The following is a 25,920-nucleotide window of genomic DNA, read 5'->3' as shown; positions in this document are numbered from 1 at the left end:
GCCCGGTCACATTCCGAACCCGGAAGCTAAGCCTCTCAGCGCCGATGGTACTGCAAGGGGGACCTTGTGGGAGAGTAGGACGCCGCCGGACTCAACTTCAGCAACACCAGGAAACCCCTGACCGTGACCGGTCAGGGGTTTCCTGCGTTTCCGGGCCGACCCGCACACCGCCACCGCAGGTCGGGTAGCGTGGCGCGCCGGTAGGATCGTGTGGTCATGACTGCACCGTTCACCACTGCCACCGGCTCCGACGTCCGAGTCCGTTTCTGCCCGAGCCCGACCGGGACCCCGCACGTGGGGCTCATCCGGACGGCCCTGTTCAACTGGGCCTACGCGCGCCACACCGGCGGCAAGCTCGTGTTCCGCATCGAGGACACCGACGCCGCTCGGGACAGCGAGGAGTCCTACGAGCAGATCCTCGACGCGCTCCGGTGGCTCCGGCTCGACTGGGACGAGGGCGTCGAGGTGGGCGGTCCGCACGGTCCGTACCGCCAGTCCGAGCGCTCGGACGTGTACGAGGACGTCATCGCGAAGCTGCGTGCGTCCGGCCACGTCTACGAGTCGTACGTGACACCGGAGGAGATGGAGGCCCGGAACACGGCCGCCGGTCGCGACCCGAAGCAGGGGTACGACAACCACGAGCGCGACCTGACCGAGGCCGAGCGCCAGGCGTTCCGCGACGAGGGGCGGCAGCCGGCGCTGCGGCTGCGTGTGCCCGACCGCGACCTCAGCTTCGACGACCTGGTGCGCGGCGAGATCACCTTCAAGCAGGGCACCTTCCCGGACTTCGTGGTGGTCCGCCCCAACGGCAAGCCGCTGTACACGTTCACGAACCCGGTCGACGACGCCCTGATGGGGATCACCCACGTGCTGCGCGGTGAGGACCTGCTGTCGTCGACCCCGCGGCAGATCGCGCTGTACGAGGCGCTCGTCGAGGTCGGCATCACCGACGTCGTCCCGCGTTTCGGTCACCTGCCGTACGTCATGGGGGAGGGCAACAAGAAGCTCTCGAAGCGCGACCCCGAGTCGAACCTGTTCCACCACCGTGCCGCCGGCATGGTGCCGGAGGGGCTCCTCAACTACCTCGCGCTGCTCGGCTGGTCGATCGGCCCGGACCGCGACGTCTTCTCGTCGGACGAGATGGTCGCCGCGTTCGACGTCGTCGACGTGAACCCGAACCCCGCCCGCTTCGACCACAAGAAGGCCGAGGCGATCAACGGTGACCACATCCGTCTGCTCGACGCCGACGACTTCCGCGGACGCCTGCTGCCGTACCTGACGGACTTCGTGTCGGTGCCGCCGACCGCCGAGCAGGAGCGGGTGCTCGCGGCTGCGGCCCCGCTGGTCCAGGAGCGCATGCAGCTCCTCGGCGAGGCTCCGGCGATGCTCGGCTTCCTGTTCACGACCGACGACGAGCTCGTGGTCGAGGACGACGCCCGCGCCACGCTGAAGGACGACGCCGGGGACGTGCTCCACGCCGGGGTCACCGCGCTCGAGGGCGTCGAGGACTGGACGACCGGGTCGATCGAGGCAGCCCTGCGGTCGTCCCTCATCGACGGCATGGGCCTCAAGCCGCGCGTGGCGTTCGGACCGCTCCGCGTCGCCGTGTCCGGGCGCCGGATCAGCCCGCCGCTGTTCGAGTCCATGGAGATCCTCGGCAAGGAGTCCACACTCACCCGTCTCCGCCGACTCGCGGACCGCTGACACCGTCGTGGTGACGACTCCGGGTGCGCGGGACGGCGACGGCCTGTCCGTCGACGTCGCGGTCATCGGTGCCGGTCCGGCCGGGCTGAGCGCTGCGCTCAACCTGGTCCGCGCTCGGCGGACGGTGCTGCTCGTCGACGCGAACCGACCGCGCAACGCTGCCACACTCCGTTCGCACGGCTTCGTCACGCGCGACGGGATCTCGCCGCTCGAGCTCCGGAAGCTCGGCCGGGTCGAGGTCGAGTCGTACCCGGAGGCGACCGTCGTGCAGTCGGTCGTCGACCACGTGTCCCGCGAGGGTGACGGCTGGTCGGTGCACGGTTCCTCCCGCGGGGCCGAGCTGCGGGCCCGCGTGAGGGCCGTCGTGGTCGCGACCGGGCTCCGGGAGGAGTTCCCGGCACTGCCGTCCCTGCGAGCCCTCTACGGCACGTCGGTGCACAGCTGCGTCGAGTGCGACGGGTACGAGCACGCAGGGCAACCCCTCGCGTTCCTGTGCGAGACGCCCGACGTGGTGGACCGCGCGTTGCTCGTCGGTTCGTGGACCGACGACCTGGTGGTCTACACGAACGGTGCCGCGGTGCTGGACGATGCCGGCCGTGCGCGACTGTCGGCGGCGGGCGTGACGGTCGACGAACGGCCCGTGGCCGACCTCGAGGGCGGTCGGGACGGCCTCACCGGTGTCCGCCTGGCGGACGGCGACGTGCGGCCGCACACCGGAGCGTTCGTGCGACCCCTGTGGCACGCCGACCTCGACTGGCTCGACGCGCCGGCGGACCGGGACGCCGAAGGGCTCCTCCGCGTGGACCGCGTCGGTCGGACCCGGGTGCCCGGGCTGTACGCCGTCGGGGACGTCACCCCGCCGGGTCCCGAGCAGCTCGTCGTGGCAGCCGGTCACGGGGCGTCGACGGCAGCCGCGGTGCACCGGGACCTGGTGGGTGGTCTCGAGGACCTCCGGGATGCTGTACAGTAGTTGATCGTGCCCCGGACAACGGGGAACGGAAGGCCAGCAGGCCTTTTGGGGTATGGTGTAATTGGCAACACAGCGGTTTCTGGTACCGTCGTTCTTGGTTCGAGTCCAGGTACCCCAGCTCGAAGGAAGAGCCCCCGGGAGATCCCGGGGGCTTTTCCCGTTCCCGGGCGCCTCGTACGAGGAGACACGCCCGGATCGACACGGAACGCCCGAATCGACACCGGGCGCGCGAACGGACGCGGAACGCCCGGAACGACACCGGACGCCGGCACCGAGGAGCGCCGGTGTCCCGGAGGTGTCGACCGTCGGTCCGTCGTGGTCGGCGTCCGGGCAGGAGCCCGCTCGGCGTCAGTCGGCCGCGCGGTACGCCACGACCCAGTCGACGAGCACGTGCCCGTCGGAGCCCGCCGGCACACGGGCGTCGCCGATCGCGGTCTCGGCCTGCAGGGTGACGCGCATCGGCACCCTCGGCACGGCGCCCGCCGTCGAGGCGACGAGTGCACCGTCCCACCAGAAGCGCACGACGTCGGCGGTCCACTCGACGGTGGCGACGTGCCAGTCCTCCTGGCCGCCCGGCACCGTCGGAGCGTCCTCCGGCAGGAACCGCATGGTGCGGTCCGCAGCGTCGAAGCTGCCCGGCACCGCCGACACCGGGCGGACGTCGCCGCCCAGGTCGCCCTCCGGCCAGTCGATCTCGCCCTCGTTCCAGTCGCCCGACAGCGGCCAGAGGAGCATCACGAACTTGTAGCCGGGGGCGTCACCGGCCCGGTAGCGGATCGAGACGCGCTGGTGCGTGTACGACCGGTAGCCCGCGGGCAGCACGGCCGCGACGAGTGGCTGACCGTCCTCGGTCCGCAGGTGGAAGTCGAGCGTCGAGTCGTGGACCGAGACGACCTCGTCCGGGTGGTAGATCCCCTTGCCCGAGGTGTCGCGGAACCCGCGGTACTCGGCCATCGCCGGGTAGACCGCGAGCAGGTCGCCGTGGGCGGCGTCGCGGTCGAAGTCCTCGGCGAGGTACGGGACCCAGCGGACCCCGCCCGACTCGACCGTCCCCGAGGGCATCTCCGCGGGCACGGCACGGTCGGCCCGGCGGATCGCCGTCGGCAGGACGACGGCCACGGTGCCGGTCAGCGCCGCGGCGCCGACGAGTCCCGCGACGACCGCACCGCGGCGCAGCACGTCGCGCCGTGTGGGGCCCCGTTCGGGCGTCGCGGGCTCACGCCGCACGGGCGACCTCGTAGATCCGGACACCGTCGCGGTCGTAGCGCAGCGTCCCGCGATCCGCTGCCGAACGTTCGAGGGCGTCGACCTCCGCGCCCGTCGCGGTGCCGCGGGCGACCACGTCCGCGCGCTCGGCGTCGGAGAACACCAGCCACGCGTCCCCGCCGTGCGCCCGGTCCGCGAGCGACTCGTCGAGGTCGGCCGGCGTGATGCCGTCCGGGTACCACTGCGTGAGGTCGCCCAGCGACTGCACCTGGCCCCAGCGCTGCAGGTACGCGGGGTACCCGGCGCCGATGACGGCAGGGAAGCCGCCGACGGTCGTCAGGGTGTCGTCCGCCGTGAAGCGGCCGTCCAGCCACCGCGCCGCCAGGACCTCGCCGGCCGGCGTCCGGTTCGCCTGCTCGGCCTGGAACGTCGTCGCGACGAAGAGCAGCGTCGTGACGCCGACCAGTGCGCCGGTGAGCAGGAGACGGAGCCGACGCCCGTGCAGCGCGTGGACGGCGGCGATCGCCAGGAAGGGCGCCGAGAAGAGCACGACGCGGAACCTGCCCTCACCCCCGTAGCTCTGCCCGAGGACGAGCACGACCGGGCACGCGGCGAGCCAGAGCACGAGCAGTGCCCGGTGGCCGTGACCGGCACGCACCGTCCGCACGATGCCGACCAGGGCGACGACCGCGACCAGGGCGGTGAGGGCGAGCACCCCGCGGCTCTGCAGGGTGGTCGCGAGCGACGGGATCGCGATCGACGTCGAGGCGGCCGTGGCGTTGCTCACCGGGTCGAACCCGGTGGTCAGGCCGAACTTCTCCTGCACGTAGTCGAGGTTCGGCAGGAGGTACAGCAGCGGTGCGGCGACGACGGGCAGCGCGGTCCACCAGGGTCGGACGACCCCGATCACGACGAGCGGGACGAACGCGGCGACGAGCACGTAGGGCGTGAGCTGGTGCGACGCCGTGATCACCGCCTGGAGGAGCACGACCAGGACCACCGCGGTGACGGTCGCGGTGCGGGTGGCGGCGGTACCGGGGTCGACGGCCGCGGCGGTCCCACGGGTCGGCACGATCGGTGCCCGGCGGGCCCGGAGCAGCCGGGAGACGACACCGACGATCCCGCGCCCGAGCGCGTTCGGGGTGCTGCGCAGCGTGGTGAGCACGACGAGCACGACGGCGAGGAAGAGCGCGAAGGCGAACGCCTGCGGTGAGTAGTAGTCCTGACCGACCCAGTTCGCGGCGCTGAAGACCACGGCGGCCGTGACCGCCCAGCGGCCCCGGAGCCCGAGCGCCCGGGCGATGCCGAGGACGAGGGCACCGTCGAGCAGGGCGAACGCGACCTCCACGAAGCGGACCGGCGCGGCGGCGTCCGTGGTCCCCGTGACGGAGCCGAGGAAGGCGCTCACCGCGAAGAAGCCCGGCCAGCGGTTGTAGATGTCGATCGCCGGGTCGACCGAGCCGTGCTGCTGGATGTACGCGGTCACCGCGATGTGCTTGAACACCCAGGGCGGTCGGGGCTCGGCAGCCGCGAGGTTCGCCGTGCCGTACACGACCACGACGAGCACGGCGGCGGTGGCGGTGCGGAGCGCGGCCGGGAACCGACGGTCGACCAGCGCGACGACGGTCACCCCGAGGACCGCACCGGCACCGACCCACCACACCGGGGGGACGGCGGTGAGCAGGCCCCACTCGCCGAGCGCCCCTCTGGTGGTCTGCGCCGTGCCGACGACCCAGAGCGCGACCCCCGTGACGAGCACGCCGCCGCCGACCGCGAGCCGGACGAGCGTACCGTCGCGGCGTGCTGCCCAGGCGGAGCGGACGGCGTGCTGCACCGACGCCCGGTCGGACGACCGGGCCGTGACGACCCCGTGCGCCAGCGCCGCCCAGCCGCTGACGACGAGGACGAGGCCCGCCGCCGGGACGGGGGCCCAGCGCTGGGTCCAGACCATGGCGAGGGCGACGACGGTGTCGACCGCGGCACCGGCGACGAGGACGAGCGCCGCCCGGCTCACCGGCTCGGTCAGGCGGAGGGGCCGGACGACGGCCGTCCCGGGCACGACGAGGAGCGACGTCAGGACCACGGCGGTCTGCACCGGTCCGGTCGTCCCGGTGAGCAGCACCGCCGTCGCCGCGAACGCCAGCACCGCGGCAGCGACCGCCGGCACCGGGGACCGGTGCACCCGGTGCGCCCGGCGGAGCTCCACCCGCGTGGGCGCCGTCGCGGTCACGGGGTGACCACCGCGGAGGTGAGGGGCATCGGGCGTTCCTTCGGGTCGGGTGCCGGCTGTCGAGGCAAGTCGACCATCGTCGACCGCCACCGACGAGGGTGCCGACGGGGTTGTGCGGGTGCCCTGCGGCATTGCGGCATCACGCACGGTCGCGTCCGCTCCTGCGGGGGAACCGCAGGCTCCCCGCGGCCGCGTTGACGCCACCGCCGGGGCCGACGACGGTGGTCCCATGACCTCCACGCCGCCGCGACCGTCGTCGTCCCGCCTCGTGCTCGAGCGCACGATGGCGAGCCCCGAGCCGCCCACCTGGTCGGGTGCGGTCTGGGTCGGCGCCGTCGACGCGCACGAGGTCCCCGACGGCGACGTCGCGATCCCGCTGGCGGACGCCGCCGGCCACAAGACGGCGCGGCTCCTCGTCCGTGCGGGCACGTCGCCCCGGGGCTTCGTCGACCTGCCCGTCACCGACGGGACGGTCGACGCCTCCGAGCTCCGCGCGGCCGTCGACGCGCTGCCCCCGGCCGAGCACCCGCCCGTGCCGGTGCGGCTCCCGAGCACGACCGTCGTGCTCTGCACCCGCGACCGCGCCGACCAGCTCGCCGACGCCCTGCGGTCGGTCCTCGCGCTCGACCACCCCGACCTGGAGGTCGTCGTGGTCGACAACGCGCCGTCCGACGACGCCACCCGTCGACTCGTCACCGGGCCCGGCACCGACCCGCGCATCCGGTACGTGCTCGAGCCGACGCCCGGGCTGTCCAGCGCCCGGAACGCCGGTGTCCGTGCCGCCCGCGGCGAGGTCGTCGCGTTCACCGACGACGACGTCGTGGTCGACCGCGGGTGGCTCCGTGCCCTCGCGTCCGGCTTCGCCCGCGGGGAGGACGTCGTGTGCGTCAGCGGGCTCGTGGCGAGCGGCGAGCTCCGCACGCCGGCCCAGCGCTGGTTCGACGAACGGGTGACCTGGTCGCGGAACCTCACCCCGCGGGTGTTCCGGCTCACCGCCCCGCCGGCGGACCGGCCGCTCTTCCCGTTCTCGGTGGGCGACTACGGCACCGGGGCGAACTTCGCGATGCGCCGTGACGCGGTGCTCGCGCTCGGGGGCTTCGACGAGGCGCTCGGCGTCGGCACCGCCACGGGCGGCGGCGAGGACATCGACGTCTTCGCCCGCGTGGTGCTCTCCGGCGCGGCCCTCGCGGTCGAGCCCTCCGCCCTGGTCTGGCACCGGCACCGCGCCGACGTCGCCGCACTCCGCACCCAGGCGGTCGGGTACGGCACCGGGCTCGGGGCGTGGCTGACGAAGACCGCCCTCCGGCCACGGACGCTCGGGATGGCGCTGGTCCGCGCGCCCGGCGCGGTCCGGCACCTGCTCGCCGGGCCGGCGGTCCCCGCGGCGGACGTCGCCGGTGGGCCGGCGCGCTCCGACACCGTCCCCGCAGCGGGTGACAGCGCCTTCGACCGGGAGGTCGCCGCGGTGCGCGGCGTCGAGCTCCGCGCCGTGCTGCGGGGTGTCGGTCGCTACGCGCGGTCCCGTCGCAGGGTGCGCGCCCGCTCGGCTGCCGCCCGCCGGACCTCCTGATCCGGCACGCGGTCCGACCGCGTGTCGACCGGGAGGCGCGCCGTGCGCCCGCACCGCGGGCTGCGGCCCGGCCCGGTACCGGACCGCAGCGACCGTCACGCGGCCGCACCACGCTCCGCGACCCGACCACGTGCGGGACGTCGGACGAACGGTCCACCCGTCCCGCCCCTCCCGGTCGCCACGTGGCGCGTCGGGCGGTGCGTCGGAGCGTCAGCACGTGCCTCCCGGCCAACGTGCCCGCACGATCCGTGCCCGCGCGATCCGCACCCGCTTGCGGGATTCCGTACGCGCGGTCGCGGCTGCCGCAACGCACCCCGCGCCGCGTTGACCGGTGACCGCGGCGCGGACGAAGGTGGGACCGCCGCGGGAACGGCGTACCCCCGTCCCCGCGGGGAGAGCACCCCACCCGCCCCACGGACCATCCCCACACGTCCCACCGGCGCCCACCCAGCGCCGGACCGACGGGACACGACCCACGCAGCCTGAACCCGACAGGAGCACCATGAGCACCACCGTCCGACCCCGAGACCCCCGTGTCTCGGTCGTCATCCCCGCACGCAACGAGGCGCGCAACCTCGAGATCATCCTGCCGATGCTGCCGCCCGTGCACGAGGTGATCCTCGTCGACGGGAACTCGGTCGACGACACCGTCGCGACCGCGCGGCGCCTGATGCCGTCGATCACGGTCGTGCAGCAGACCCGGAAGGGCAAGGGCAACGCACTGGCCTGCGGCTTCGAGGCGGTCACCGGCGACGTGGTCGTCATGTTCGACGCGGACTGCTCCGCGGACGCCGCCGAGATCCCGCGCTTCGTCGACGCCCTCGTCGCCGGTGCCGACGTCGCCAAGGGGTCCCGGTACGCGCCCGGCGGCGGCAGCGACGACATCACGGTGATCCGGGGCCTCGGCAACAAGGGGCTCAACATCATCTCGAACCTGCTGCTCGGTGCGCGGTACACGGACCTCTGCTACGGCTACAACGCGTTCTGGGCGGACACGCTGCCGACGGTCGGTCTGCTGTCCTCGACGCTCCCGCAGCCCGCCGACGGATCGATGCGGTGGGGTGACGGCTTCGAGATCGAGACGATCCTGACCTGCCGGTGGTCCGCCGCCGGCTTCGCGATCACCGAGGTCCCGAGCCACGAGAAGCTCCGCGTGCACGGCACGAGCAACCTCAACGCCGTGAGCGACGGCATCCGCGTCCTCACCTCGATCATGCACGAGCGTCGTCGCGCCGGCGAGGTCGCCGCCCGCGCCCGTCTCGCGCCGACGCCGGTGCGCGCCCGCGCCGTTGCGGAGCCGGTGGCCGTCCTCGACGAGGAAGCCGCGTGAGCCTGCCCACGGTCGCGGTCGTCATCTGCGCCTACACCCAGCAGCGCTGGGGCGACCTGCAGGCAGCCGTGGAGTCGGCGAAGCGGCAGCCCGAGGCCACCGAGGTCGTCGTCGTGATCGACCACGAGCCCGAGCTGCTGCTCCGCGCCGCGGCCAGGTGGCCCGAGCTGCGGGTCGTCCCGAACGCCGAGGAGCGCGGCCTGTCCGGCGCTCGGAACACGGGCGTGGCACTCGCCGCGTCCGACGTCGTGGCCTTCCTCGACGACGACGCCGCGGCCGACCCGGACTGGCTGATGCACCTCGTCGAGTCCCTCGAGCTGCCCGACGTCGTCGGGGTCGGCGGCCGCGCGACCCCGTCGTGGCCGGACACCACCGGCGCCGGACCGTTCCCGGACGAGCTGCTCTGGATCGTCGGCTGCAGTTACACCGGGCTGCCGACCGAGGCCGGCGACGTCCGGAACGTGATCGGGTCGAGCATGGCGTTCCGACGGGACGTCCTGCTCGCCGCGGGCGGGTTCCGGTCCGGCATCGGTCGGGTCGGCAACCAGCCGCTGGGCTGCGAGGAGACCGAGCTCTGCATCCGGATCGCCCAGATGCGCCCGGCGGCCCGGATCCGCTACGAGCCGCGGTCGAACGTCTCGCACCGCGTGTCGGCCGACCGGGTGTCGATGCGGTACGTCCGTCGTCGCAGCTACTACGAGGGGATCTCGAAGGCCGTCCTGAGTCGACGGGTCGGTGCGCGGGACTCGCTCTCGAGCGAGGGCACCTACCTGACCCGGGTGCTGCCGGGGGCGCTCCTGCGCGAGCTCGGGGCGGTCGGCCGTGGTGGTGGTGTCCGTGCGCTCGCGATCGTGACGAGCGTCGTCGCCACGGTGACCGGGTACGCGGTCGGGCGGACGTTCGGCGCCGTCGTGGTGCGGGCGGCGGCGCCGGCTCCGGAGCCCGTCGCGGTCTGACCCCGGCAGATGCAAGGCCCCCGGTACCCCGCGTGGGTGCCGGGGCCTCGCGCGTGCTGCCCGGGCGGGCGTCGGTGCGCGCGGGTGCAGGTCAGCGCGAGTCGCCGCGGGCCGCCCGGAGCCGCTGCAGGAACCAGGGCAGGCAGGCGACGACACCGACGATGCGCACGACGTCCCAGACGGTGTCCTGCGGGGCGAGCAGGGAGGCCGCAGCCAGGAGCACGGCCGGCACCACGACGAGGGGGACCCGGCGGGCGGGTCCACGCCACTGCCTCCGGTCCCGCAGCGCGGCCTGCTGCAGCACGGCGAGCAGCGCGTACGACAGCACCGTGGACAGCGCGGCGCCGGCGATGCCGAGCGGTGGGACGAGCAGCAGGTTCGCGCCGACGTTCACGGCGGCGGCGGTGGCGGCGATCACGCCGACGGCGACACCGCGGCGCTCCACGACGAGCAGTCGTCCGGTGGCGCCGCTCGCGACGACCGGGAAGGCCGTCAGGGCGACGACGAACACGACGACCGACAGCTCCTCGACCCGGTACGAGGGCGGTGCCAGCACCGGGAGCGCGACCGGCGACACGAGGGTCACGGCGAGGAGCACCGGCGCGAGGAGCAGGTACAGCTCGTCACGCGCGTGCATCGCGAGGCGCCGTCGTGCGGCGGCGTCGCGGAGCGCGGCGAAGTGCGGCGCCCACGCGCTGTTCGTGAAGGTCAGGAGCAGGACGACCGCCGAACCGACGACGTAGGCGATCTGGTAGCGGGCCACCTCGTCGGGTCCGAGGAGGCGCTGCACGACGATGCGGTCCCCGGCGTTCAGGACGAAGTAGGACAGGTTGCCCAGCGCGATCGGCACGCCGAGCCGGAAGGCGCGTGCCGTCGTCGCGTGGTCGACCAGCCCCCGCAGGCGCGGGCGGACGGCGACGACGCCGATCACCATCGCCACGCCCTGCGCGACCACGCCGCCCCAGGCGTAGGTGGTCGCGTCGGCGTGCACGAGCACGAGGAGGCCGAGGCCGATGACCGAGCCGCCCACCGACGACAGCAGGCTGGTGACCGCGAAGACGCGGATCCGGTCCTGCGCCACGAGGAGCGCCAGCGACGTCTGCACGACCGCCGCGGGCATCGTCCAGAGCACCGCGACCAGGAGGAGCGGGTGCTGGCCGACGAAGCCGGCCGCGTCACCCCACGCCGGCAGCGACCCCAGCGCCGCGAGCGTGACGAGGGTCGCGAGGACCGCACCGACCGGGACGAGCCCGCGGGCCCGACGGTCGTCGCCGTCCTCGGCGCGTTGCAGCACCGCCGCCTGGTCGAGTCCGGCCACGGCGAGGACGCCGAGCGCCTGGAAGAGCGCGATGGCGGACGCGAGCACGCCGAACTCGGACGGCGGCAGCAGGTGCGCGAGGACGGGGGAGACGAGCGAGCTGACGACCAGCTGCATGGACCAGACGACCACGTAGAGCATGCCCCGGCCGAAGAGCGCCGAGGCACCCGTGCGGACGGCGGTGCTGCCGGTGTCGGTGCTGCCGGTGTCCGTGCCGGCGGTGCTGCCGGGGCTGCTCGTGGTGTCGCGGGTACGGGCGACGTGCCGCCCGGCGCGCCGCACCGTCGTCGTCCGCGTCGCACTCCCGGTGTCGGACGGGACGCTCACGGCGCGGTGGCCCCGGCGGGACGGTGCGCCCGCAGGCCGACCGCCGCGTCGACGAGGTCGAGCAGGTCGGCGCTGCGGCTCGTGGAGAACTTCCGCGCGAACAGGTACGGCGGCTGGTCGTCCGGACCGGTCCAGTGCTCCAGCAGGCGTCCGGCGTCCGGCGTCCCGAGCCACGGCGGGCTCTTCATCCGGGTACCGTCCCACCCGATGTACCAGAGCGGGTGCTCGAGGTGCTCGTCGGCGAACCCCGGGACGAGTGCGGGGGAGTTCAGGATCGAGGCCACGAGCGACTCGTCGGCGATCCACACGCGGCGCCAGAAGCGCACGAGGTCCGGGCGGGCGTCCACGACGTCGACCACGGCCTGCGCGTGCTCACGACTGATCAGCTTCACCTGGGACCCACCGGTCAGGACGACCCCACGCGGCAGCCGACGCGGCACCGGCAGCCGCAGCATGTGCTTGCGCCACGCCCAGTGGCGGTAGCGGAACCGCGACCAGCCCCCGCCGCGCCAGTCCGGGTGCGGGAGCGGGTGGGTGACGAGGAACGAACGACCGGGGTGGCGCCCGAGCACCGCGCGCACCTCGTCGGCGGTCGCGAGCGGGTAGTCGCTGCCCGTCAGGACGGCGATGTGGCTCGCATCCGTCCCGGCGAGCGCGGCGCGGTACCCGGCGAGCTCCGCTGCTGCGTTCTCCCACCGCGCCCATCCGGTGCGCCGGCGGTCGAGCAGGTGGACGCGCGGCGGGAGCCCGTCGGTCATCGCGTCGTGCGCGGCGTCCGGAGTGCGGACGTCGCAGTGCAGGAAGACGGGGAAGGGGTCCAGCGCCTCGAGGAGTCGGCGGACCTGGGTCGGGTCCTCGTGTGCGAGGACGACGCAGGCGAGCTCCGCGGTGGGGGTGGGCATGCGAGCGACGCTAACTCCGGCCCCGGAGCCCGACAAGGAACCGCCGGGGCGGCTGCGGGGATGCAGCGGTTTCCCGCACGCGGTACCGCTCGAGCGCGGCGGTCAGCCCCGGCGACGGAAGCGCGGGCAGTCGCAGAGCGCGCAGTCCGAGCCGCGTCGGTAGTGCTCGTGCGCCTCCCGCTGGTGGCCGCACGCGCACGTGGCGGCGTCCGTCGCGCTCGGCGCGACGAGGTGCAGCACCGGCGCTGGACCCGTGGCGTCGTCCGCCGGGACGTCACGGCGCTCGGTGTCGGTACCCAGCAGCATGCGCCCTCCTCGCGCCCGACGCAGTCGTCGGACGTGACCGATCCTACGGTCACGCGTGGCGCTGCGCCTCCGGGTCACCCGGCGAGGGGACGTCCCGCCCTGACGGCGCGCCAGCGTCGACGACTGCGGAGCCATGCGGACGGTCCCGCGGGGAACCCCCGGAGCTCGTGGTACGCCAGCGACCGCGGCACCGGTGTGCTCGCCGGAGCCGGGAGGGTCGGGTCCGCGGCCCGTCGGTGGTCGGCGCCACGGCCGCGGAACAGGGCCGCGGCCGCGACCCGGGCCTTCGCCGTCGCCGCGAGGGGGACGAGCCGAGCGAGGACGGCGACGTGTCGTCGGTCCCGGGCCACGAGTGCGCAGAGCAGGGCGGCGAACCCGACGCCGTTGCCGTGCAGCTGCGCGTGCAGCTCCGCGACGGTCCGGCGGTGCCGGTGGTGCACGACGGCGCGGGGTTCGAAGCCGATGCGTCCGCCGCGCCAGAGGGTCTCGACGAACATCGCCAGGTCCTCGCCGCCGCGTGCGGGGGACCCGGCGCCGAGGGTCGGGTCGAACCCACCGACCGACTCGAGCAGTGTCCGGCGGAACGCCATGTTCGCGCCGGCGCCGTACGCACCGATGCCGTACACCGGGAACCGTCGCCGGACCGAGCCGTCCGGTCGCACCGCGGCCACGCGGGCGAAGCGCATCGCGCCGGGCACGTCCTCGGGGACGATGGTCACCGGCTCGAAGGAGCGCTCGCCGCTGAAGCCGCCGTAGTACGCCTCGTACCAGACCTGCGCGGGCGTCGCGAGCTCGGTCGGCAGGACCACACCGACGACGGCGTCGAGCTCCGGCTCACGGACGAAGCGCTCGCCGAGGGCACGGAGCCAGCGCGGGTCGACCTGCACGTCGTCGTCGGTGAACGCCACGACCTCGCCCCGTGCCGCAGCGATCCCCGCGTTCCGCCCGGCGGACAGCCCGGGGCGCCGTTCCTCGACGAGTCGGACACGGCGTCCCGCGAGCAGGGCCGGCAGCGGGTCGTCCTCCGGGACCCGGACACGGTTGTCGACCACGATGACCTCGTGCTCCGGGTGGTCGTGGCGTTCGAGGGCGTCGAGCAACCGACCGAGGCCCTCGACACGGTCGACCACGGTGGACACGACGACGGAGACCGACGGCAGGTCGTCGTCGTGCACGGGGGCCGGCGCGGTCGGGGTGGTCACGGACGACGATGCGGCGAGCGCCCGCAGCACCCGCGCGGCGTCGGACGGGTCGGCCGTGAGCGTCAGCCCGGCCGTGCAGACGGGGTACCCGTCGCGGCGTCCGACGACGAGGGCCTCAGTGCCGGTCCCGTCGGCGACGAGCTCCGGCAGCGCGGCATCGAGGTCGACGTGCACGACGCGCCGGGGTCCGGGCAGGGCGACGGCGGTGGTGGTGGCCATGTCCCGGACGCTACGGGCACGCATCGACGTCCGACAACGGCGTGCCAGGACCGTGGCGGGACCGGTGCGGAACCCCGCAGCCACGCGCGTAGGGTCGCCCGCATGGAGGTCACCAAGCTCGAGCACGCGTGCCAGGTCGTCACGAAGGACGGGGCACGGCTCGTCCTGGACCCCGGCGGGTTCACCCGCCCGGTCGACGTGACCGGGGTCGTGGCCGTCGTCGTGACGCACGAGCACCCGGACCACGGCACCCCCGAGCAGCTGCACGGGATCCTCGAGCGGAACCCGGACGCGGTGGTCCTCGGGCCGTCGGGCGTGGCCGCGGCGCTCGCCGACGCGGGCATCACGGTCGAGGTGGTCGGCGACGGTGACCACCGCGAGGTCGGCCCCTTCACGCTCGACCTGCACGGCGCCCGGCACCAGCGCATCCACTCCTCGGTGCCCCTCGTCGACAACACCGGGGTGCTGGTGGACGGTCGTCTCTTCCACCCCGGGGACGCGTACACGGTGCCCGGCGTCCCCGTCGAGGTCCTCGCTGCTCCGGTCGGCGCACCGTGGCTCAAGGTCGAGGAGATGATGGACTGGATCGCCGCGGTCGGTCCGCGGCGCGCCTACCCGGTGCACGAGGCGACGCTCTCCGAGATCGGCTTCGCCATGCACACCGACCGGCAGCGCGAGGCGCTCGGGGACGGGGAACTCGTCGTGCTCCGGCCCGGCGAGTCGCTCACGATCTGAGACGCTGCGGATCCGCCCGGAGGCGCGGCACACCCGGGCGACACGCCCCGTTTTGGCAGCGTGCGCGCGTTGTGCCATACTTATCGGGTTGTCGGAGCGGCCCCATCGTATAGCGGCCTAGTACGTCGCCCTCTCACGGCGGTAACGCGGGTTCGAATCCCGCTGGGGTCACCACAGGTGGCTAGCCTCCGAGTCCGACAACGAGTGTGTCCCGCTCCCGAGCGGGGCGTGCGGCCCCATCGTATAGCGGCCTAGTACGTCGCCCTCTCACGGCGGTAACGCGGGTTCGAATCCCGCTGGGGTCACCACACCCGAGAACCCCTCCGAGCTCCGGCCCGGAGGGGTTCTCGTCGTTCGCGGCGATGCAGTGCTCTCGGGGATGCGGAGCCCGTCGCTCCCGGCGAGGCGCCGCCCGTTCATCAGTGGGCGGTCGCGGTGGTCGAGCCACCGTTCCGACGCGCCGCGAGGCGCGTGTTCGCCGCGGTCGCCGCCGTCGTCATCCGCGCGAGGAACCGCAGTGCGGCCCGGAGCTCGGCGGGGTCGCTCTCGCGCAGGGCGCCGGCGATCTCGCGCCCGGCGAGCGCGAGGAACGCCTCGTTCGCAGCCCGCGCCGCGGCGGTCGCGCGCAGGGTCACCCGCCGGCGGTCCGTGCTCTCGCGGTGGCGGGTCACGTGCCCTGCCGTCTCGAGCCGGTCGACGAGCACCGAGGTCGCACCGGACGTCATGCCGATCTGCCGGGCGAGCTGCGCGGGGGAGAGCGGCTCGCCCGCCTGCTCGGCCCACAGCACCTGACCGAGGGCGTTCGCATCCGTCGTCGACATCCCCATCCACACGCCGAGGTGCCGGTCGAGCTCCTCGAACGCCACGGCCCAGTCCCGGAGGTGGTGCATGACGGCGACCTCGTCGTCCTGCCAGTCCGTCGTGAGCGGGTCGATGTCGGGCATCCAGGTTCCTCCACAGTCAAGTCGCTTCACTGTAAAGCACGAGCGGTCGGTCCCAGCCGACCGCGCAGCACACGAGGAGCAGGACATGTCCGCACCACACGCAGTGATCTCGGGAGCGAGCATCGCAGGTCTGTCCGCCGCCTGGTGGCTCCGGCACACCGGTTGGGACGTCACCGTCGTCGAACGCGCTCCGGCCTTCCGTGACGGCGGGCAGAACGTCGACGTCCGCGGCGTCGCGAAGCAGGTGCTCGAGCGGATGGGGCTGACGGATGCGGTCCGTGCCGCGAACACCACCGAGACCGGGGCCGTCCTGGTCGACACCGAGGGACGGGTGACCGCGACCCTGCCCGAGGGGCCGGACGGCGCGACCGCCGAGCTCGAGGTGCTCCGGGGCGACCTGGCCCGCACGGTCCGCGACGCGCTGCCCGACGAGGTGCCCTTCGTCTTCGGTGAGCGGATCACCGACGTCGACGACACCGCGCCCGGACACGTCGCCGTCACGACGACCTCCGGTCGGACGCTCCGGCCGGACCTGCTCGTGGTCGCCGAGGGTGTCCGGTCGACCACCCGGGCGCTGGTGTTCGATCACCCGGGCGACGTCGCCGAGCGGGACCTGGGCGTCACGATGGCGTTCGGGACGATCCCTCGGACGGACTCCGACGACCGACGGTGGCGCTGGTACAACGCCGTCGGTGGACGCCAGGTGCACCTGCGCCCCGACCCGTACGACACGACCCGCGCGATCCTGGCCTGGGCCGGCGACGACGACGGGGTGACCGGCGCCGAGCGCACGGGGGTGCAGGCGGGGCTCGAGGAACGGTTCGCCGACGCCGGGTGGCAGTCGCGCCGTGTGCTCGACGGCTTCGCCACGTCGGACGACGTCTACGTCGACCGGCTCACCCAGGTGCGGATGCCCGTCTGGCGACGGGGCCGCGTGGCCCTCGTCGGCGACGCGGCGTGGTGCGTCACGCCCATGGGCGGAGGAGGCGCGTCGCTCGCCCTCACCAGCGGGTACGTGCTCGCCGCATCGGTCACGGGTCGCTCCTCGGACCGTGCGGACCTCGACCGTGCGCTCGCGGCGTTCGACGACTGGATGCGACCGCTCGTGGACGACGTGCAGGGCATCCCGCGCGGGATCGTCCGGTTCGCCTACCCCCGGACCCGGCTCGGGCTCGCGCTCCGCCACGTCGCCGACAGGGTGCTGCTCGAGGGGCCGCTGCAGGGCCTCGCGGCGAAGGCCACCCGCGTCGCCGAGACCGACCGCGAGCTCCCACCGGTCCCGGTGGTCTGAGGCTGCTCGGCGGCACCGCTCGGCGAGACGCTGATCGGGTCCGGGGTCCGGCGGTCAGCGCTCGACGTCAGCACTCGGCGGTCGACCGTCCCCGCGGGTGCCCTCGTGGGTGTCGAGCCAGCGGTCCAGGTCGCGGGCGGCGGCCCGGCCCGCGCGGTTCGCCCCGACGGTCGACTGCGACGGGCCGTACCCGACGAGGTGCACGCGCGGCTCGTCGGTCACCTGCGTACCGGCGACCGGGACGCCGCCGAGCGGGCCGCGCAGGTGCATCGGCGCCAGGTGGTCGAGGTCCGCGCGGTACCCGGTCGCCCAGAGCAGGACGTCCACCGAGGTGTCGGTGCCGTCGGCCTCCACGACGCCGTGCGGTCGGACCCGCGTGAACATCGGCCGCCGCTCGAGCACACCGCGCCGAGCGGCGTCACGCAGCGCGCCGGTCCAGATCAGTCCGGTGTACGACACGATGCTCGCCGGCGGTCGACCGGCCCGGACATCGGCGGCCACGCGTCGTTCCACGTCGACGCCGTCGACCTCGTGGACGAAGCCGCCCGGCAGGAACACCGGTTCGCGCCGGGTGTACCAGACGGTCGAGGTGACGAGGCTGATCTCCCCGAGCAGCTGCACCGCGGAGATCCCGCCGCCGACGACGGCCACGCGCCTGCCGCGGAAGTGCTCGGCGTCGACGAAGTCGCGACTGTGCAGCTGCTCGCCGAGGAAGGACGCGGCACCCGGCACGTCCGGGACCACCGGGGTGTCCCACGTGCCGGTGGCGTTCACCACGGCGCGCACCAGCCACGAGCCGTGGTCCGTGTCGAGACGGAGTACCCCGTCGGGGCGGTCGTCGACCGGGGTCACCGACCGCACGCGGACGGGCCGCAGCACCGGGAGGGCCTCGCGCGCCTCGTGGTCGGCGAAGTAGCGGGGGACCGCGGTGCGGGCCTCCTCCGCAGGGTCGACAGGTGGGAGCGGCGTGCCGGGCAGGTCGTGGATGCCGTTCACCGTGGCCATCCGCAGCGACGCCCACCGGTGCTGCCACGCGCCTCCTGGCCGCTGGTTCGCGTCGAGCACGACGACGGTCCTGCCGGCCGGCCCGCCGCGGTCCCCGGCGCCGGACACGGCGCGGAACCCGCGTCGGCGCAGGTGGTGCGCGACCGACAGTCCGGCCTGCCCCGCGCCGATGACGGCGACGGTCGCGACTGCGTCGGCGGTCGCGTCCGCGTCGGCGTCGGCGGCGGACGGAGGGCAGGTCACCCGGTGAGCGTACCGGGGCAGGCCGGGGCGGGCCGAGCGCGACAGAACGACCGGTCTTCCCCCGGGTGTGGCTTCCGTTCCGCGGAGGAGTGAGGTTAGCCTTACCTAACGTGAACAGCTCCACGCCATTGCTCGAACTCCTCACGTCCGACCGCTCCGACCGGTACCGCAGGGTCGTCCGGGGCGCGGTCGACCGGACCGCCGACCGACTCGCGGCCGTCACCGCGCCGACCACCGACACGCCCGCCGCCGTCCTCCGGCAGCGTGTCGCGGCGGTCGACCTCGACCGACCGCTCGGGTCGGCGGAGGCCGCCGTCGCCGAGGTCGACGACCTCTTCACCGCGGAGGCCGTCTGGTTCCACGACCCCGGGTACCTCGCGCACCTCAACTGTCCGGTGGCGGTGCCCGCGGTCGCTGCCGAGGCGGTCCTCGCGGCGGTCAACCCGTCGGTCGACACCTGGGACCAGTCGCGGATCGGCACCGAGATCGAACGTCGGACGGTCCGGTGGGTCACGGACGCGATCGGCTTCCCGACGGGGGACGGGGTCTTCACCTCGGGTGGGACCCAGTCGAACCTGCACGCCCTGCTCCTGGCGCGCCAGGCCGCGACCGCACCGCTCCGCGCGGGAGACCGTGCGCACCGCTCGCCGGCACTCGACGACCTCGTCGTGTTCGCCACCGCGTCGAGCCACTTCAGTGTCCGGAAGTCCGCGATGCTGCTCGGCCTGCCGGAACGTGCCGTGGTCGACGTCGCCGCCGACGCAGCCGGCCGGATGCGACCGGACGCCCTCGCCCACGCGATCGCCGACGCCCGGCGCGAGGGCCGGACGCCCGCGGCCGTCGTCGCGACCGCGGGCACGACCGACCGCGGCTGCATCGACCCGCTCGAGGCGATCGCCGACGTCTGCGACCTCGAGGACGTCTGGTTGCACGTCGACGCCGCGTACGGCTGTGGCCTGCTCGTGTCCCCGACCCGCCGACACCTGCTCGCCGGCATCGGACGAGCGCGGAGCGTCACCGCGGACTTCCACAAGTCGTTCTTCCAGCCGGTGTCGTCGAGCGCGCTGCTCGTGCGGGACCCGGAGGACCTCCGCCGGGCCTCGTGGCACGCGGACTACCTCAACCCCGAGGACGCCGACGAGCCGAACCAGGTCGACAAGTCCCTGCAGACCACCCGGCGGTTCGACGCGCTCAAGCTCTGGGCGACCCTCCGGGCGAGCGGCGCCGAGGCGATCGGACGGGCCTTCGACGCGGTGCTCGACGTCACGGAGCGGGTGCACGAGCACGTCGCGGCACACCCGGACCTGGTGCTCGTCGCGCCGACGCAGCTGAGCACGGTGCTCTTCCGCTGGCAGCCGGACGGGGTGTCGGACGCCGAGGCCGACGCACTCGTCGCGCCGCTGCGCGCGGCCCTGCTCGCCGAGGGGCGGGTACTCGTCGCGAAGACCGTGATCGACGGCCGTCCGTGCAGCAAGCTCACCCTGCTCAACCCCACCACGAGCACGACGCAGGTCGTCGCGGCGCTCGACCACGTGGTCGACACCGCGGCGCGCCTGCACGCCAGCGGCGTCCCCAGCACGGCCGGCACGACGACGGGAGCAACCCGGTGACCACCAGCACCAGCACCAGCACCACCAGCACCAGCGCCACCAGCACCAGGACCAGCGACACCGGCACCAGGACCAGCGACACCGGCGACGGTGTCGGCCGCGTCCTCGACCTGGTCGGGATCGGGATCGGCCCGTTCAACCTCGGGCTCGCCTGCCTGACCGACCCGATCGACGACCTCGACGCCGTGTTCCTCGACCAGGCCGACGGCTTCGCCTGGCACCACGGCATGATGCTCGTCGACGCCACCATCCAGGTCCCGTTCCTGGCCGACCTCGTGACCATGGCGGACCCGACGTCGCCGTTCTCGTTCCTCGCCTGGCTCAAGGAGACCGGGCGGCTCTACCCCTTCTTCATCCGCGAGGACTTCCACCCCCTGCGCGTGGAGTACGACGCCTACTGCCGCTGGGCCGCCGAACGGCTCGACACGCTGCGCTGGGGCCGTCGGGTCGTCGCCGTCGAGCACGACGAGGACACCGACCTGTTCACCGTGCTCGCCGAGACCCCGAGCGGGTCCGAGCGGTACGTCGCCCGGCACGTCGTGCTCGGGATCGGCACGGAACCCGCTGTGCCCGAGGCGCTCCGCGACCTCGACGGACCGGTCGTGCACTCCGCGGGGTACCTGCCGGCGCGTGACGCGCTCCGGAGCGCCGACTCGATCGCCGTGGTCGGGAGCGGGCAGTCCGCGGCCGAGGTCTACCGCGACCTGCTCGAGGGCATCCGCGACGGCGGTTACCGCCTCGACTGGATCACCCGATCGCCCCGGTTCTTCCCGATGGAGGACACCAAGCTCACGCTCGAGATGACGAGCCCGGAGTACACCGACCACTTCCACGCCCTGCCCGGCGAGGTGCGAGACCGGCTCGGTCGCGAGCAGCGGGGGCTGTACAAGGGCATCAGTGCCGATCTGGTGGACGAGGTCTACGACACGCTCTACCGGATCAGCGCCCGCGGGCCGGTCCCGACGACGCTCCGGACCGACACCAGCGTCGTCGCGGCTGCGTGGCTGCCCGAGCGGGACCGCTTCCGACTGACCCTCCGACACGGGCAGCTCGGCACCGAGGCGGTGCACGAGGTCGCCCGGCTCGTCCTCGCGACCGGGTACCGACCGCGGGACCCGGACTTCCTCGCCCCGGTCGAGCACCTCGTCCGCCGCGACGACCGCGGTCGGTTCGCCGTCGCACGCGACCTGCACGTCGACACCCTCGGCGGACGGATCTGGGTGCAGAACGCCGAGGAGCACACGCACGGTCTGACCGCCCCCGACCTCGGGATGGGGGCGTGGCGGAACGCCTCGATCATCCGCTCCGTCACGGGGCGGTCCGTGTACGGCCTGGAGGAGCGGATCGCCTTCCAGGAATTCGGCCTGCCCGGTGGACGGCCGGCTCCGGACGCTGCTGCCGACACCGGAGCGGCCGCTGCGGCCGGTCCCGTCGCCGACGCCCCGGCGAGCGCCGCAGCCGCGGCAGCCCGTCGGACCGCGACCGCCGGGGACGCGTCGTGAGCGCCCTGGCGACCGTCGCCGCACGGGCGGACGCGACCACGGGCCTCCCGTCCGTCCACCCGGTGGTCCCGGACCGCGACGCCGCCGTCGTGCAGGCGTGGCTCGCCGCCCCGGCGTCCTCGTGGTGGGCGATGTCCGACCACGACACCGACGCGGTCCGCACGTACCTCCGTTCCGTGCAGGAGGACCCGGCGCAGGCGGGGTGGGTGCTCCGGTGGGAGGGCGAGCCCGTCGCGTACGCGGAGACCTACGACCCGGCGGCCGTGCTGCTCACCGACGTGTGGGACGCGGAACCGGGCGACGTCGGCATGCACCTGCTCGTCGCTCCGCCGCCCGACGAGGGGCGTGTCCACGGGCTGACACGTGCCGTGATGCGAGCGGTGGTCGAGCACTGCCGCGACGCCCTCGGCGCGCAGCGGGTCGTCGTCGAGCCGGACGTGCGCAACACGGCGGTGCAGCGGAAGAACGCCGAGGTCGGGTTCCGTGTCCTGCGCGAGGTCGACGTCGACGGCAAGCGCGCGCTGCTGTCGGTCCTGGACACCGGCCGGATCGGCACGCCCGACGACGACGGACCCGCCGCGCACCTGCGGCCGGAGCACCTCGAGCCGGCCGAGCGGCACCTCGTCGCCAAGGCGATCGCGGAGTTCACGCACGAACGGTTGGTCGCCCCACGGCCCGACGGTGCGGGCTGGGTGCTCGACGCCGGGGACTCGACCTACCGCTTCCGCGCGCGGGTGCACACGCTCGAGCACTGGGTCGTCGACGAGGCCTCGCTCACCCGCAGCCGCGCGGGCGTCCCGGCACCGCTCGATGCACAGGACCTCGTGCTCGCGCTGCACGAGCAGCTCGGGATCCCCGACGCCCTCCTCGGGACGTACCTGGAGGAGATCGCCTCGACGCTCGCCAGCGCCGCGGCGAAGCACCGGCGCGGCGGCCCCTCCGCCGCGCAGCTCGCCCGCGGCCGGTCGGACGGCGACGTGGTCGCGGGGTTCCAGGACGCCGAGGCCGCGATGACCGAGGGGCACCCGGCGTTCGTCGCCGCGAACGGGCGGATCGGGTTCGGGCTCGACGAGTACCGCGCGTTCGCCCCCGAGTCCGGCGGGCGCTTCCGGTACCGGTGGCTCGCAGCCCGTCGTGAGCACACGCACCTGGCGCTCGCCGCGGACCGGTCCGAGCACCAGCACTGGGACGCCGAGCTCGACGCGTCGACGGTCGCGCGCTTCCACGAGGTGCTCGACCGACGCGGGCTCGACCCCGCGGAGTACACGTGGTTCCCGGTGCACCCCTGGCAGTGGCAGCACCGGATCGCGGTGACGTTCGCCCCGGACCTCGGGCGGCAGGACCTCGTCGATCTCGGCGAGGGACCGGACGACCACCAGCCGCAGCAGTCGATCCGCACCGCGTTCAACCGTTCCCGGCCGGAGCGGTCGTACGTGAAGACGGCGCTCGCCGTGCAGAACATGGGGTTCCTGCGGGGGATGTCGCCGGCGTACATGCGGACCGCGCCCGCGGTGAACGACTGGGTGGCGGGACTCGTCGATGCCGATCCGGTCCTGGCCGACGCCGGCTTCGGGGTGCTCCGCGAGCACGCGGCGATCGGGTACACGGGAGACGTCTGGCACCGGATCGGGGCCGTGCCCGCACAGCAGGGCGCGCCGCAGCGGAAGATGCTCGCGGCGCTCTGGCGGGAGAGCCCGGTGCCGCGCCTGCTGCCGGGGGAGCGGCCGATCACCATGGCGGCGCTGCTCCACCGGGACGCGAGGGGGCGGTCGGTGGCTGCTGCGCTCGTCGCGGAGTCGGGTCTCGACGCCGCGTCGTGGGTCGAGCGGTACCTTCACGCGTACCTCCGCCCCGTCGTGCACTGCCTCACCGAGCACCAGCTGCTGTTCATGCCGCACGGCGAGAACCTCGTGCTCGTGCTGCGCGACGGTGCGGTGTCCCGCGTGTTCATGAAGGACATCGGGGAGGAGGTCGTGGTCGTCGGGGACGTCCCGGTGCCCGCCGGGATCGAGCGGATCGTGCACCCGGTCGACGACGACGAGGCGGCGCTCGGCGTCTTCACCGACGTGTTCGACGGGGTGCTCCGGTACCTCGCGGCGATCCTCGACGACGACGGAGTCCTGCCGAGCAGGGTCTTCTGGCGGCTCGTCGGCTCCTGCGTGGACGACGCCGCGGCGGGACGGGCGCGGCCGATCGACCTCCGCGTGCCGGACTTCGAGCACTCGTGCCTGAACCGGCTGCAGCTGCGGAACACCCTGCAGATGGTCGACCTGTCGGCGCAGACCGACTCGCTCATCCGGGCCGGCCGCACGGCGAACCCCGTCGCACGCTGAGGGTCCGCTCACACGGGCGGCTCCGGGCCGGTCCCGCGGGCGGCGGGCACGCTCCCGCGGGTCCGGTCGTGGCAGGCTGGCAGGGTGACCAGCGCCGTGCAGCTCATCCGCTCCGACCGACTCAGCTCCGTGGCGGAGTACGCGTACGCCGCCACCGCGCCTGCCGGTGCCCGACTGGTGTTCCTCGCCGGGGCCTGCCCGCTCGACGAGCAGGGTCGCACCGTCGCCGTGGGGGACCACCGTGCCCAGGCCGCTCGGTGCATGGCCAACCTCGAGACGGCGCTCGCCGCGGCCGGCGCCGGACTCGGTGACCTCCTGCACACCCGCGTGCTCGTGGCGTCGTCCGACCAGGCCGACCTCGTCGCCGCGTGGGAGGTCGTCCGGGCCGCGATGGGGGACCACGACGTGCCCAGCACGCTGACGGGCGTGACCGTCCTCGGCTACGACGACCAGCTCGTCGAGGTCGAGGGCGTGGCCGCCCTGGTGGACTGACGTCCGTGGACACCCGCACGACCGATCGGCCCCCGCACCTGCGCTGGCGGTACCTCGGACTCGTCGCGCTCGGCGGTGCGATCGGCACCGGGGTGCGGGCTGCGCTCGCCGCAGCGTTCCCCGCGGTGGACGGCATCAGCTGGACGATCCTCGGCATCAACGTCGTCGGAGCGTTCTGCCTCGGGGTGCTCCTGGAGGCACTCGCGCACGCGGGTCCGGACCTCGGCCGACGTCGGGCGCTCCGGCTGTTCGTCGGCACGGGCGTCCTCGGTGGTTTCACGACCTACTCGACCCTCGCCGACGACACCGCCCGGCTGCTCGACGTCGGGCGGTGGGGCGCCGGCACCGGGTACGCGCTGCTGTCGGTGGTGCTCGGGCTGGCCGCCGCGGCAGCGGGAGCGTGGGTCGCCGGCGCTCGGCGCTCCCGGGGCGCTCGGAGCGGGGGTGCCCGGTGACCCTGCTCGGACTCCTGCTGGTCTCCCTCGGCGGCGGGGTCGGCGCGGCGCTGCGCTGCTGGCTCGACGGCACCGTCAAGGCCCGGGTGGACGGCACCGCGCTCGGACGCTTCCCGCTCGGCACGCTCGTCATCAACGTCACGGGATCGCTCGTGCTCGGGCTCGTCACCGGACTCGGGGAGACCGGCGCCCTCGGCCCCTCGGTGGTCGCCGTGCTCGGGACGGGCATGATGGGCGGGTACACGACGTTCTCGACGGCGAGCGTCGAGACCGTGCAGCTCCTCCGATCCGGCAAGACCCGGACCGCCGTCCTGAACGGCCTCGGGATGCTCGTCGTCTCGGTCGGCGCAGCCGCGCTCGGCCTGCTCATCGGAAGGAACACATGACCTCGGAACGCCCCGGCGAACTCGTCCTCGTCCGCCACGGAGAGACGGAGTGGTCGAAGAGCGGTCAGCACACCGGCCGCACCGACATCCCGCTCACCGACGAGGGCATCGAGCAGGCGAAGCGCGCCGGCCGGTACCTCGCCGACCGCACCTTCGCGCTCGCGCTCTCGAGCCCGCTGCAGCGCGCGCGGGACACCGCTGCGCTCGTCGGCGTCGACCCCGAGCTCGACGAGGACCTGTACGAGTGGGACTACGGCGCGTACGAGGGCCTGACCACCCCGCAGATCAAGGTCAAGCGGCACGGCCCGTGGGACCTCTGGACCGACGGGGTCCCTGCCGGCGACACCCCGGGTGAGAACGCCGCCGAGGTCCGGGTCCGCGTCGAGCGGGTCCTGAACCGCGTCCGTCCGGTCCTCGCCGAGGGCGACGACGCGATCGTGGTCGCGCACGGACACGTGCTCCGCGCGCTCGGTGCCGCCTGGATCCGCCTCGCGCCGCAGGACGGAGCCGTGCTCAAGCTCGGCACCGCCACCGTGAGCTCGCTCGGCTACGAGCACGGCCGCCCCGTCATCGACTCCTGGAACGTCGCCCCGCGCGACTGACGCGCGCCCGCTTGCGCGTCCTGCGCCCGCACGACCCGGGGCACGTCGCGCCACGTGTTCCCGCGGCGCGACGTGCTGGCGG

General features: G+C 74.1%; 22 protein-coding genes, 3 tRNA genes and 1 rRNA gene. 18 read left to right on the top strand and 8 right to left on the bottom strand.

All coding sequences use genetic code 11. The annotated features are described in order from the left end of the window. From rrf to M3666_RS10145, 4 genes are all read left to right on the top strand, one after another. Nucleotides 1–91: ribosomal RNA gene (gene rrf, locus M3666_RS10160) — 5S ribosomal RNA — on the top strand; the annotation flags it as partial. 125 nt (nucleotides 92–216) lie between these two features. Continuing rightward, on the top strand, nucleotides 217–1,704 hold the full coding sequence (gltX, locus tag M3666_RS10155; RefSeq protein ID WP_251155140.1) for a glutamate--tRNA ligase: 1,488 nt from the start codon (nucleotides 217–219) through the stop codon (nucleotides 1,702–1,704). A 10-nt stretch (nucleotides 1,705–1,714) separates the two neighbouring features. Continuing rightward, on the top strand, nucleotides 1,715–2,674 hold the full coding sequence (locus tag M3666_RS10150; protein ID WP_251155139.1) for an NAD(P)/FAD-dependent oxidoreductase: 960 nt from the start codon (nucleotides 1,715–1,717) through the stop codon (nucleotides 2,672–2,674). 46 nt (nucleotides 2,675–2,720) lie between these two features. Next, nucleotides 2,721–2,792: transfer RNA gene (locus M3666_RS10145), tRNA-Gln, on the top strand. A 230-nt stretch (nucleotides 2,793–3,022) separates the two neighbouring features. Here the strand turns inward: M3666_RS10145 and M3666_RS10140 are convergent. Together M3666_RS10140 and M3666_RS10135 are read right to left on the bottom strand one after the other, a co-directional pair. Beyond that, on the bottom strand, nucleotides 3,023–3,901 hold the full coding sequence (locus M3666_RS10140) for a glycoside hydrolase family 16 protein (protein ID WP_251155138.1): 879 nt from the start codon (nucleotides 3,899–3,901) through the stop codon (nucleotides 3,023–3,025). Then, nucleotides 3,891–6,110, bottom strand: coding sequence for a hypothetical protein (locus tag M3666_RS10135; protein WP_251155137.1), 2,220 nt, complete (start codon nucleotides 6,108–6,110; stop codon nucleotides 3,891–3,893). Before M3666_RS10135 ends, M3666_RS10140 begins: the two co-directional genes overlap by 11 nt. A 229-nt stretch (nucleotides 6,111–6,339) precedes the next feature. On the opposite strand from M3666_RS10135, the gene M3666_RS10130 reads away from it, so the two are divergent. From M3666_RS10130 to M3666_RS10120, 3 genes are all read left to right on the top strand, one after another. Further along, nucleotides 6,340–7,680, top strand: coding sequence for a glycosyltransferase family 2 protein (locus M3666_RS10130; protein ID WP_251155136.1), 1,341 nt, complete (start codon nucleotides 6,340–6,342; stop codon nucleotides 7,678–7,680). 502 nt (nucleotides 7,681–8,182) lie between these two features. Beyond that, complete coding sequence (locus M3666_RS10125; protein WP_066654892.1) at nucleotides 8,183–9,010, top strand: glycosyltransferase family 2 protein; 828 nt, start codon at nucleotides 8,183–8,185, stop codon at nucleotides 9,008–9,010. Continuing rightward, on the top strand, nucleotides 9,007–9,966 hold the full coding sequence (locus M3666_RS10120; RefSeq protein WP_251155135.1) for a glycosyltransferase family 2 protein: 960 nt from the start codon (nucleotides 9,007–9,009) through the stop codon (nucleotides 9,964–9,966). Before M3666_RS10125 ends, M3666_RS10120 begins: the two co-directional genes overlap by 4 nt. A gap of 91 nt (nucleotides 9,967–10,057) precedes the next feature. On the opposite strand, the gene M3666_RS10115 is transcribed toward M3666_RS10120, so the two are convergent. From M3666_RS10115 to M3666_RS10100, 4 genes are all read right to left on the bottom strand, one after another. Then, a complete protein-coding gene (locus M3666_RS10115) occupies nucleotides 10,058–11,611 on the bottom strand; it encodes an oligosaccharide flippase family protein (protein ID WP_251155134.1) in 1,554 nt (517 codons plus the stop codon). After that, on the bottom strand, nucleotides 11,608–12,513 hold the full coding sequence (locus M3666_RS10110; protein WP_066654888.1) for a beta-1,6-N-acetylglucosaminyltransferase: 906 nt from the start codon (nucleotides 12,511–12,513) through the stop codon (nucleotides 11,608–11,610). Before M3666_RS10110 ends, M3666_RS10115 begins: the two co-directional genes overlap by 4 nt. A gap of 102 nt (nucleotides 12,514–12,615) precedes the next feature. Continuing rightward, nucleotides 12,616–12,819 (bottom strand): hypothetical protein, encoded by a 204-nt coding sequence (locus M3666_RS10105; protein WP_066654886.1) that lies wholly within the window; start codon nucleotides 12,817–12,819, stop codon nucleotides 12,616–12,618. Between the two features lie 74 nt (nucleotides 12,820–12,893). Next, nucleotides 12,894–14,240 carry a glycosyltransferase gene (locus M3666_RS10100; protein ID WP_251155133.1) on the bottom strand — a complete coding sequence of 449 codons (1,347 nt, stop codon included), beginning with the start codon at nucleotides 14,238–14,240 and terminating at the stop codon, nucleotides 12,894–12,896. Between the two features lie 102 nt (nucleotides 14,241–14,342). Here M3666_RS10100 and M3666_RS10095 point away from each other — a divergent pair, with 102 nt between their 5' ends. From M3666_RS10095 to M3666_RS10085, 3 genes are all read left to right on the top strand, one after another. Further along, nucleotides 14,343–14,975 (top strand): MBL fold metallo-hydrolase, encoded by a 633-nt coding sequence (locus tag M3666_RS10095; RefSeq protein WP_251155132.1) that lies wholly within the window; start codon nucleotides 14,343–14,345, stop codon nucleotides 14,973–14,975. 98 nt (nucleotides 14,976–15,073) lie between these two features. Further along, nucleotides 15,074–15,149, top strand: a tRNA-Glu gene (locus M3666_RS10090). A 58-nt stretch (nucleotides 15,150–15,207) separates the two neighbouring features. Next, nucleotides 15,208–15,283: transfer RNA gene (locus tag M3666_RS10085), tRNA-Glu, on the top strand. 111 nt (nucleotides 15,284–15,394) lie between these two features. Here M3666_RS10085 and M3666_RS10080 read toward each other — a convergent pair. Beyond that, a complete protein-coding gene (locus tag M3666_RS10080; RefSeq protein ID WP_251155131.1) occupies nucleotides 15,395–15,919 on the bottom strand; it encodes a MarR family winged helix-turn-helix transcriptional regulator in 525 nt (174 codons plus the stop codon). A gap of 85 nt (nucleotides 15,920–16,004) precedes the next feature. On the opposite strand from M3666_RS10080, the gene M3666_RS10075 reads away from it, so the two are divergent. After that, nucleotides 16,005–17,210 carry an FAD-dependent monooxygenase gene (locus M3666_RS10075; protein ID WP_251155130.1) on the top strand — a complete coding sequence of 402 codons (1,206 nt, stop codon included), beginning with the start codon at nucleotides 16,005–16,007 and terminating at the stop codon, nucleotides 17,208–17,210. Nucleotides 17,211–17,264: 54 nt separating this feature from the next. Here M3666_RS10075 and M3666_RS10070 read toward each other — a convergent pair whose 3' ends face one another. Further along, the gene (locus M3666_RS10070) at nucleotides 17,265–18,458 is read right to left on the bottom strand and encodes an NAD(P)-binding domain-containing protein (RefSeq protein ID WP_251155129.1); all 1,194 of its coding nucleotides are present in this window, start codon (nucleotides 18,456–18,458) and stop codon (nucleotides 17,265–17,267) included. Between the two features lie 110 nt (nucleotides 18,459–18,568). On the opposite strand from M3666_RS10070, the gene M3666_RS10065 reads away from it, so the two are divergent. The 7 genes from M3666_RS10065 to M3666_RS10035 all read left to right on the top strand — a co-directional run bounded on the left by M3666_RS10065 (nucleotide 18,569) and on the right by M3666_RS10035 (nucleotide 25,838). Then, the gene (locus tag M3666_RS10065) at nucleotides 18,569–20,068 is read left to right on the top strand and encodes an aspartate aminotransferase family protein (RefSeq protein ID WP_251155128.1); all 1,500 of its coding nucleotides are present in this window, start codon (nucleotides 18,569–18,571) and stop codon (nucleotides 20,066–20,068) included. Next, nucleotides 20,065–21,570: a lysine N(6)-hydroxylase/L-ornithine N(5)-oxygenase family protein gene (locus tag M3666_RS10060; protein ID WP_374109579.1), complete on the top strand. Its 1,506-nt coding sequence runs from the start codon at nucleotides 20,065–20,067 to the stop codon at nucleotides 21,568–21,570. The genes M3666_RS10065 and M3666_RS10060 overlap by 4 nt, the downstream gene beginning before the upstream one ends. Further along, complete coding sequence (locus M3666_RS10055) at nucleotides 21,567–23,903, top strand: GNAT family N-acetyltransferase (protein WP_251155127.1); 2,337 nt, start codon at nucleotides 21,567–21,569, stop codon at nucleotides 23,901–23,903. The genes M3666_RS10060 and M3666_RS10055 overlap by 4 nt, the downstream gene beginning before the upstream one ends. 84 nt (nucleotides 23,904–23,987) lie before the next feature. Beyond that, entirely contained in the window at nucleotides 23,988–24,395 is a 408-nt protein-coding gene (locus M3666_RS10050) for a RidA family protein (protein ID WP_251155126.1), read from the top strand. Nucleotides 24,396–24,400: 5 nt separating this feature from the next. Next, on the top strand, nucleotides 24,401–24,850 hold the full coding sequence (locus M3666_RS10045) for a CrcB family protein (RefSeq protein WP_251155125.1): 450 nt from the start codon (nucleotides 24,401–24,403) through the stop codon (nucleotides 24,848–24,850). After that, on the top strand, nucleotides 24,847–25,236 hold the full coding sequence (gene crcB / locus M3666_RS10040; RefSeq protein ID WP_209682187.1) for a fluoride efflux transporter CrcB: 390 nt from the start codon (nucleotides 24,847–24,849) through the stop codon (nucleotides 25,234–25,236). Before M3666_RS10045 ends, crcB begins: the two co-directional genes overlap by 4 nt. Continuing rightward, nucleotides 25,233–25,838, top strand: coding sequence for a histidine phosphatase family protein (locus M3666_RS10035; RefSeq protein ID WP_066654871.1), 606 nt, complete (start codon nucleotides 25,233–25,235; stop codon nucleotides 25,836–25,838). Before crcB ends, M3666_RS10035 begins: the two co-directional genes overlap by 4 nt. Nucleotides 25,839–25,920: the final 82 nt, after the last annotated feature.

The sequence above is a fragment of the Curtobacterium sp. ODYSSEY 48 V2 genome (genome assembly GCF_023712625.1).
Lineage (GTDB): Bacteria > Actinomycetota > Actinomycetes > Actinomycetales > Microbacteriaceae > Curtobacterium.
The sequence above is the reverse complement of the archived record's forward strand: the minus strand, read 5'-3'. Positions and strand labels throughout refer to the sequence as shown.

Coding starts and splice junctions, on each gene's coding strand:
- gltX (WP_251155140.1), top strand. CDS start 217: ATGACTGCACCGTTCACCACTGCCACCGGCTCCGACGTCCGAGTCCGT.
- M3666_RS10130 (WP_251155136.1), top strand. CDS start 6,340: ATGACCTCCACGCCGCCGCGACCGTCGTCGTCCCGCCTCGTGCTCGAG.
- M3666_RS10125 (WP_066654892.1), top strand. CDS start 8,183: ATGAGCACCACCGTCCGACCCCGAGACCCCCGTGTCTCGGTCGTCATC.
- M3666_RS10110 (WP_066654888.1), bottom strand. CDS start 12,513: ATGCCCACCCCCACCGCGGAGCTCGCCTGCGTCGTCCTCGCACACGAG.
- M3666_RS10105 (WP_066654886.1), bottom strand. CDS start 12,819: ATGCTGCTGGGTACCGACACCGAGCGCCGTGACGTCCCGGCGGACGAC.
- M3666_RS10100 (WP_251155133.1), bottom strand. CDS start 14,240: ATGGCCACCACCACCGCCGTCGCCCTGCCCGGACCCCGGCGCGTCGTG.
- M3666_RS10095 (WP_251155132.1), top strand. CDS start 14,343: ATGGAGGTCACCAAGCTCGAGCACGCGTGCCAGGTCGTCACGAAGGAC.
- M3666_RS10080 (WP_251155131.1), bottom strand. CDS start 15,919: ATGCCCGACATCGACCCGCTCACGACGGACTGGCAGGACGACGAGGTC.
- M3666_RS10075 (WP_251155130.1), top strand. CDS start 16,005: ATGTCCGCACCACACGCAGTGATCTCGGGAGCGAGCATCGCAGGTCTG.
- M3666_RS10035 (WP_066654871.1), top strand. CDS start 25,233: ATGACCTCGGAACGCCCCGGCGAACTCGTCCTCGTCCGCCACGGAGAG.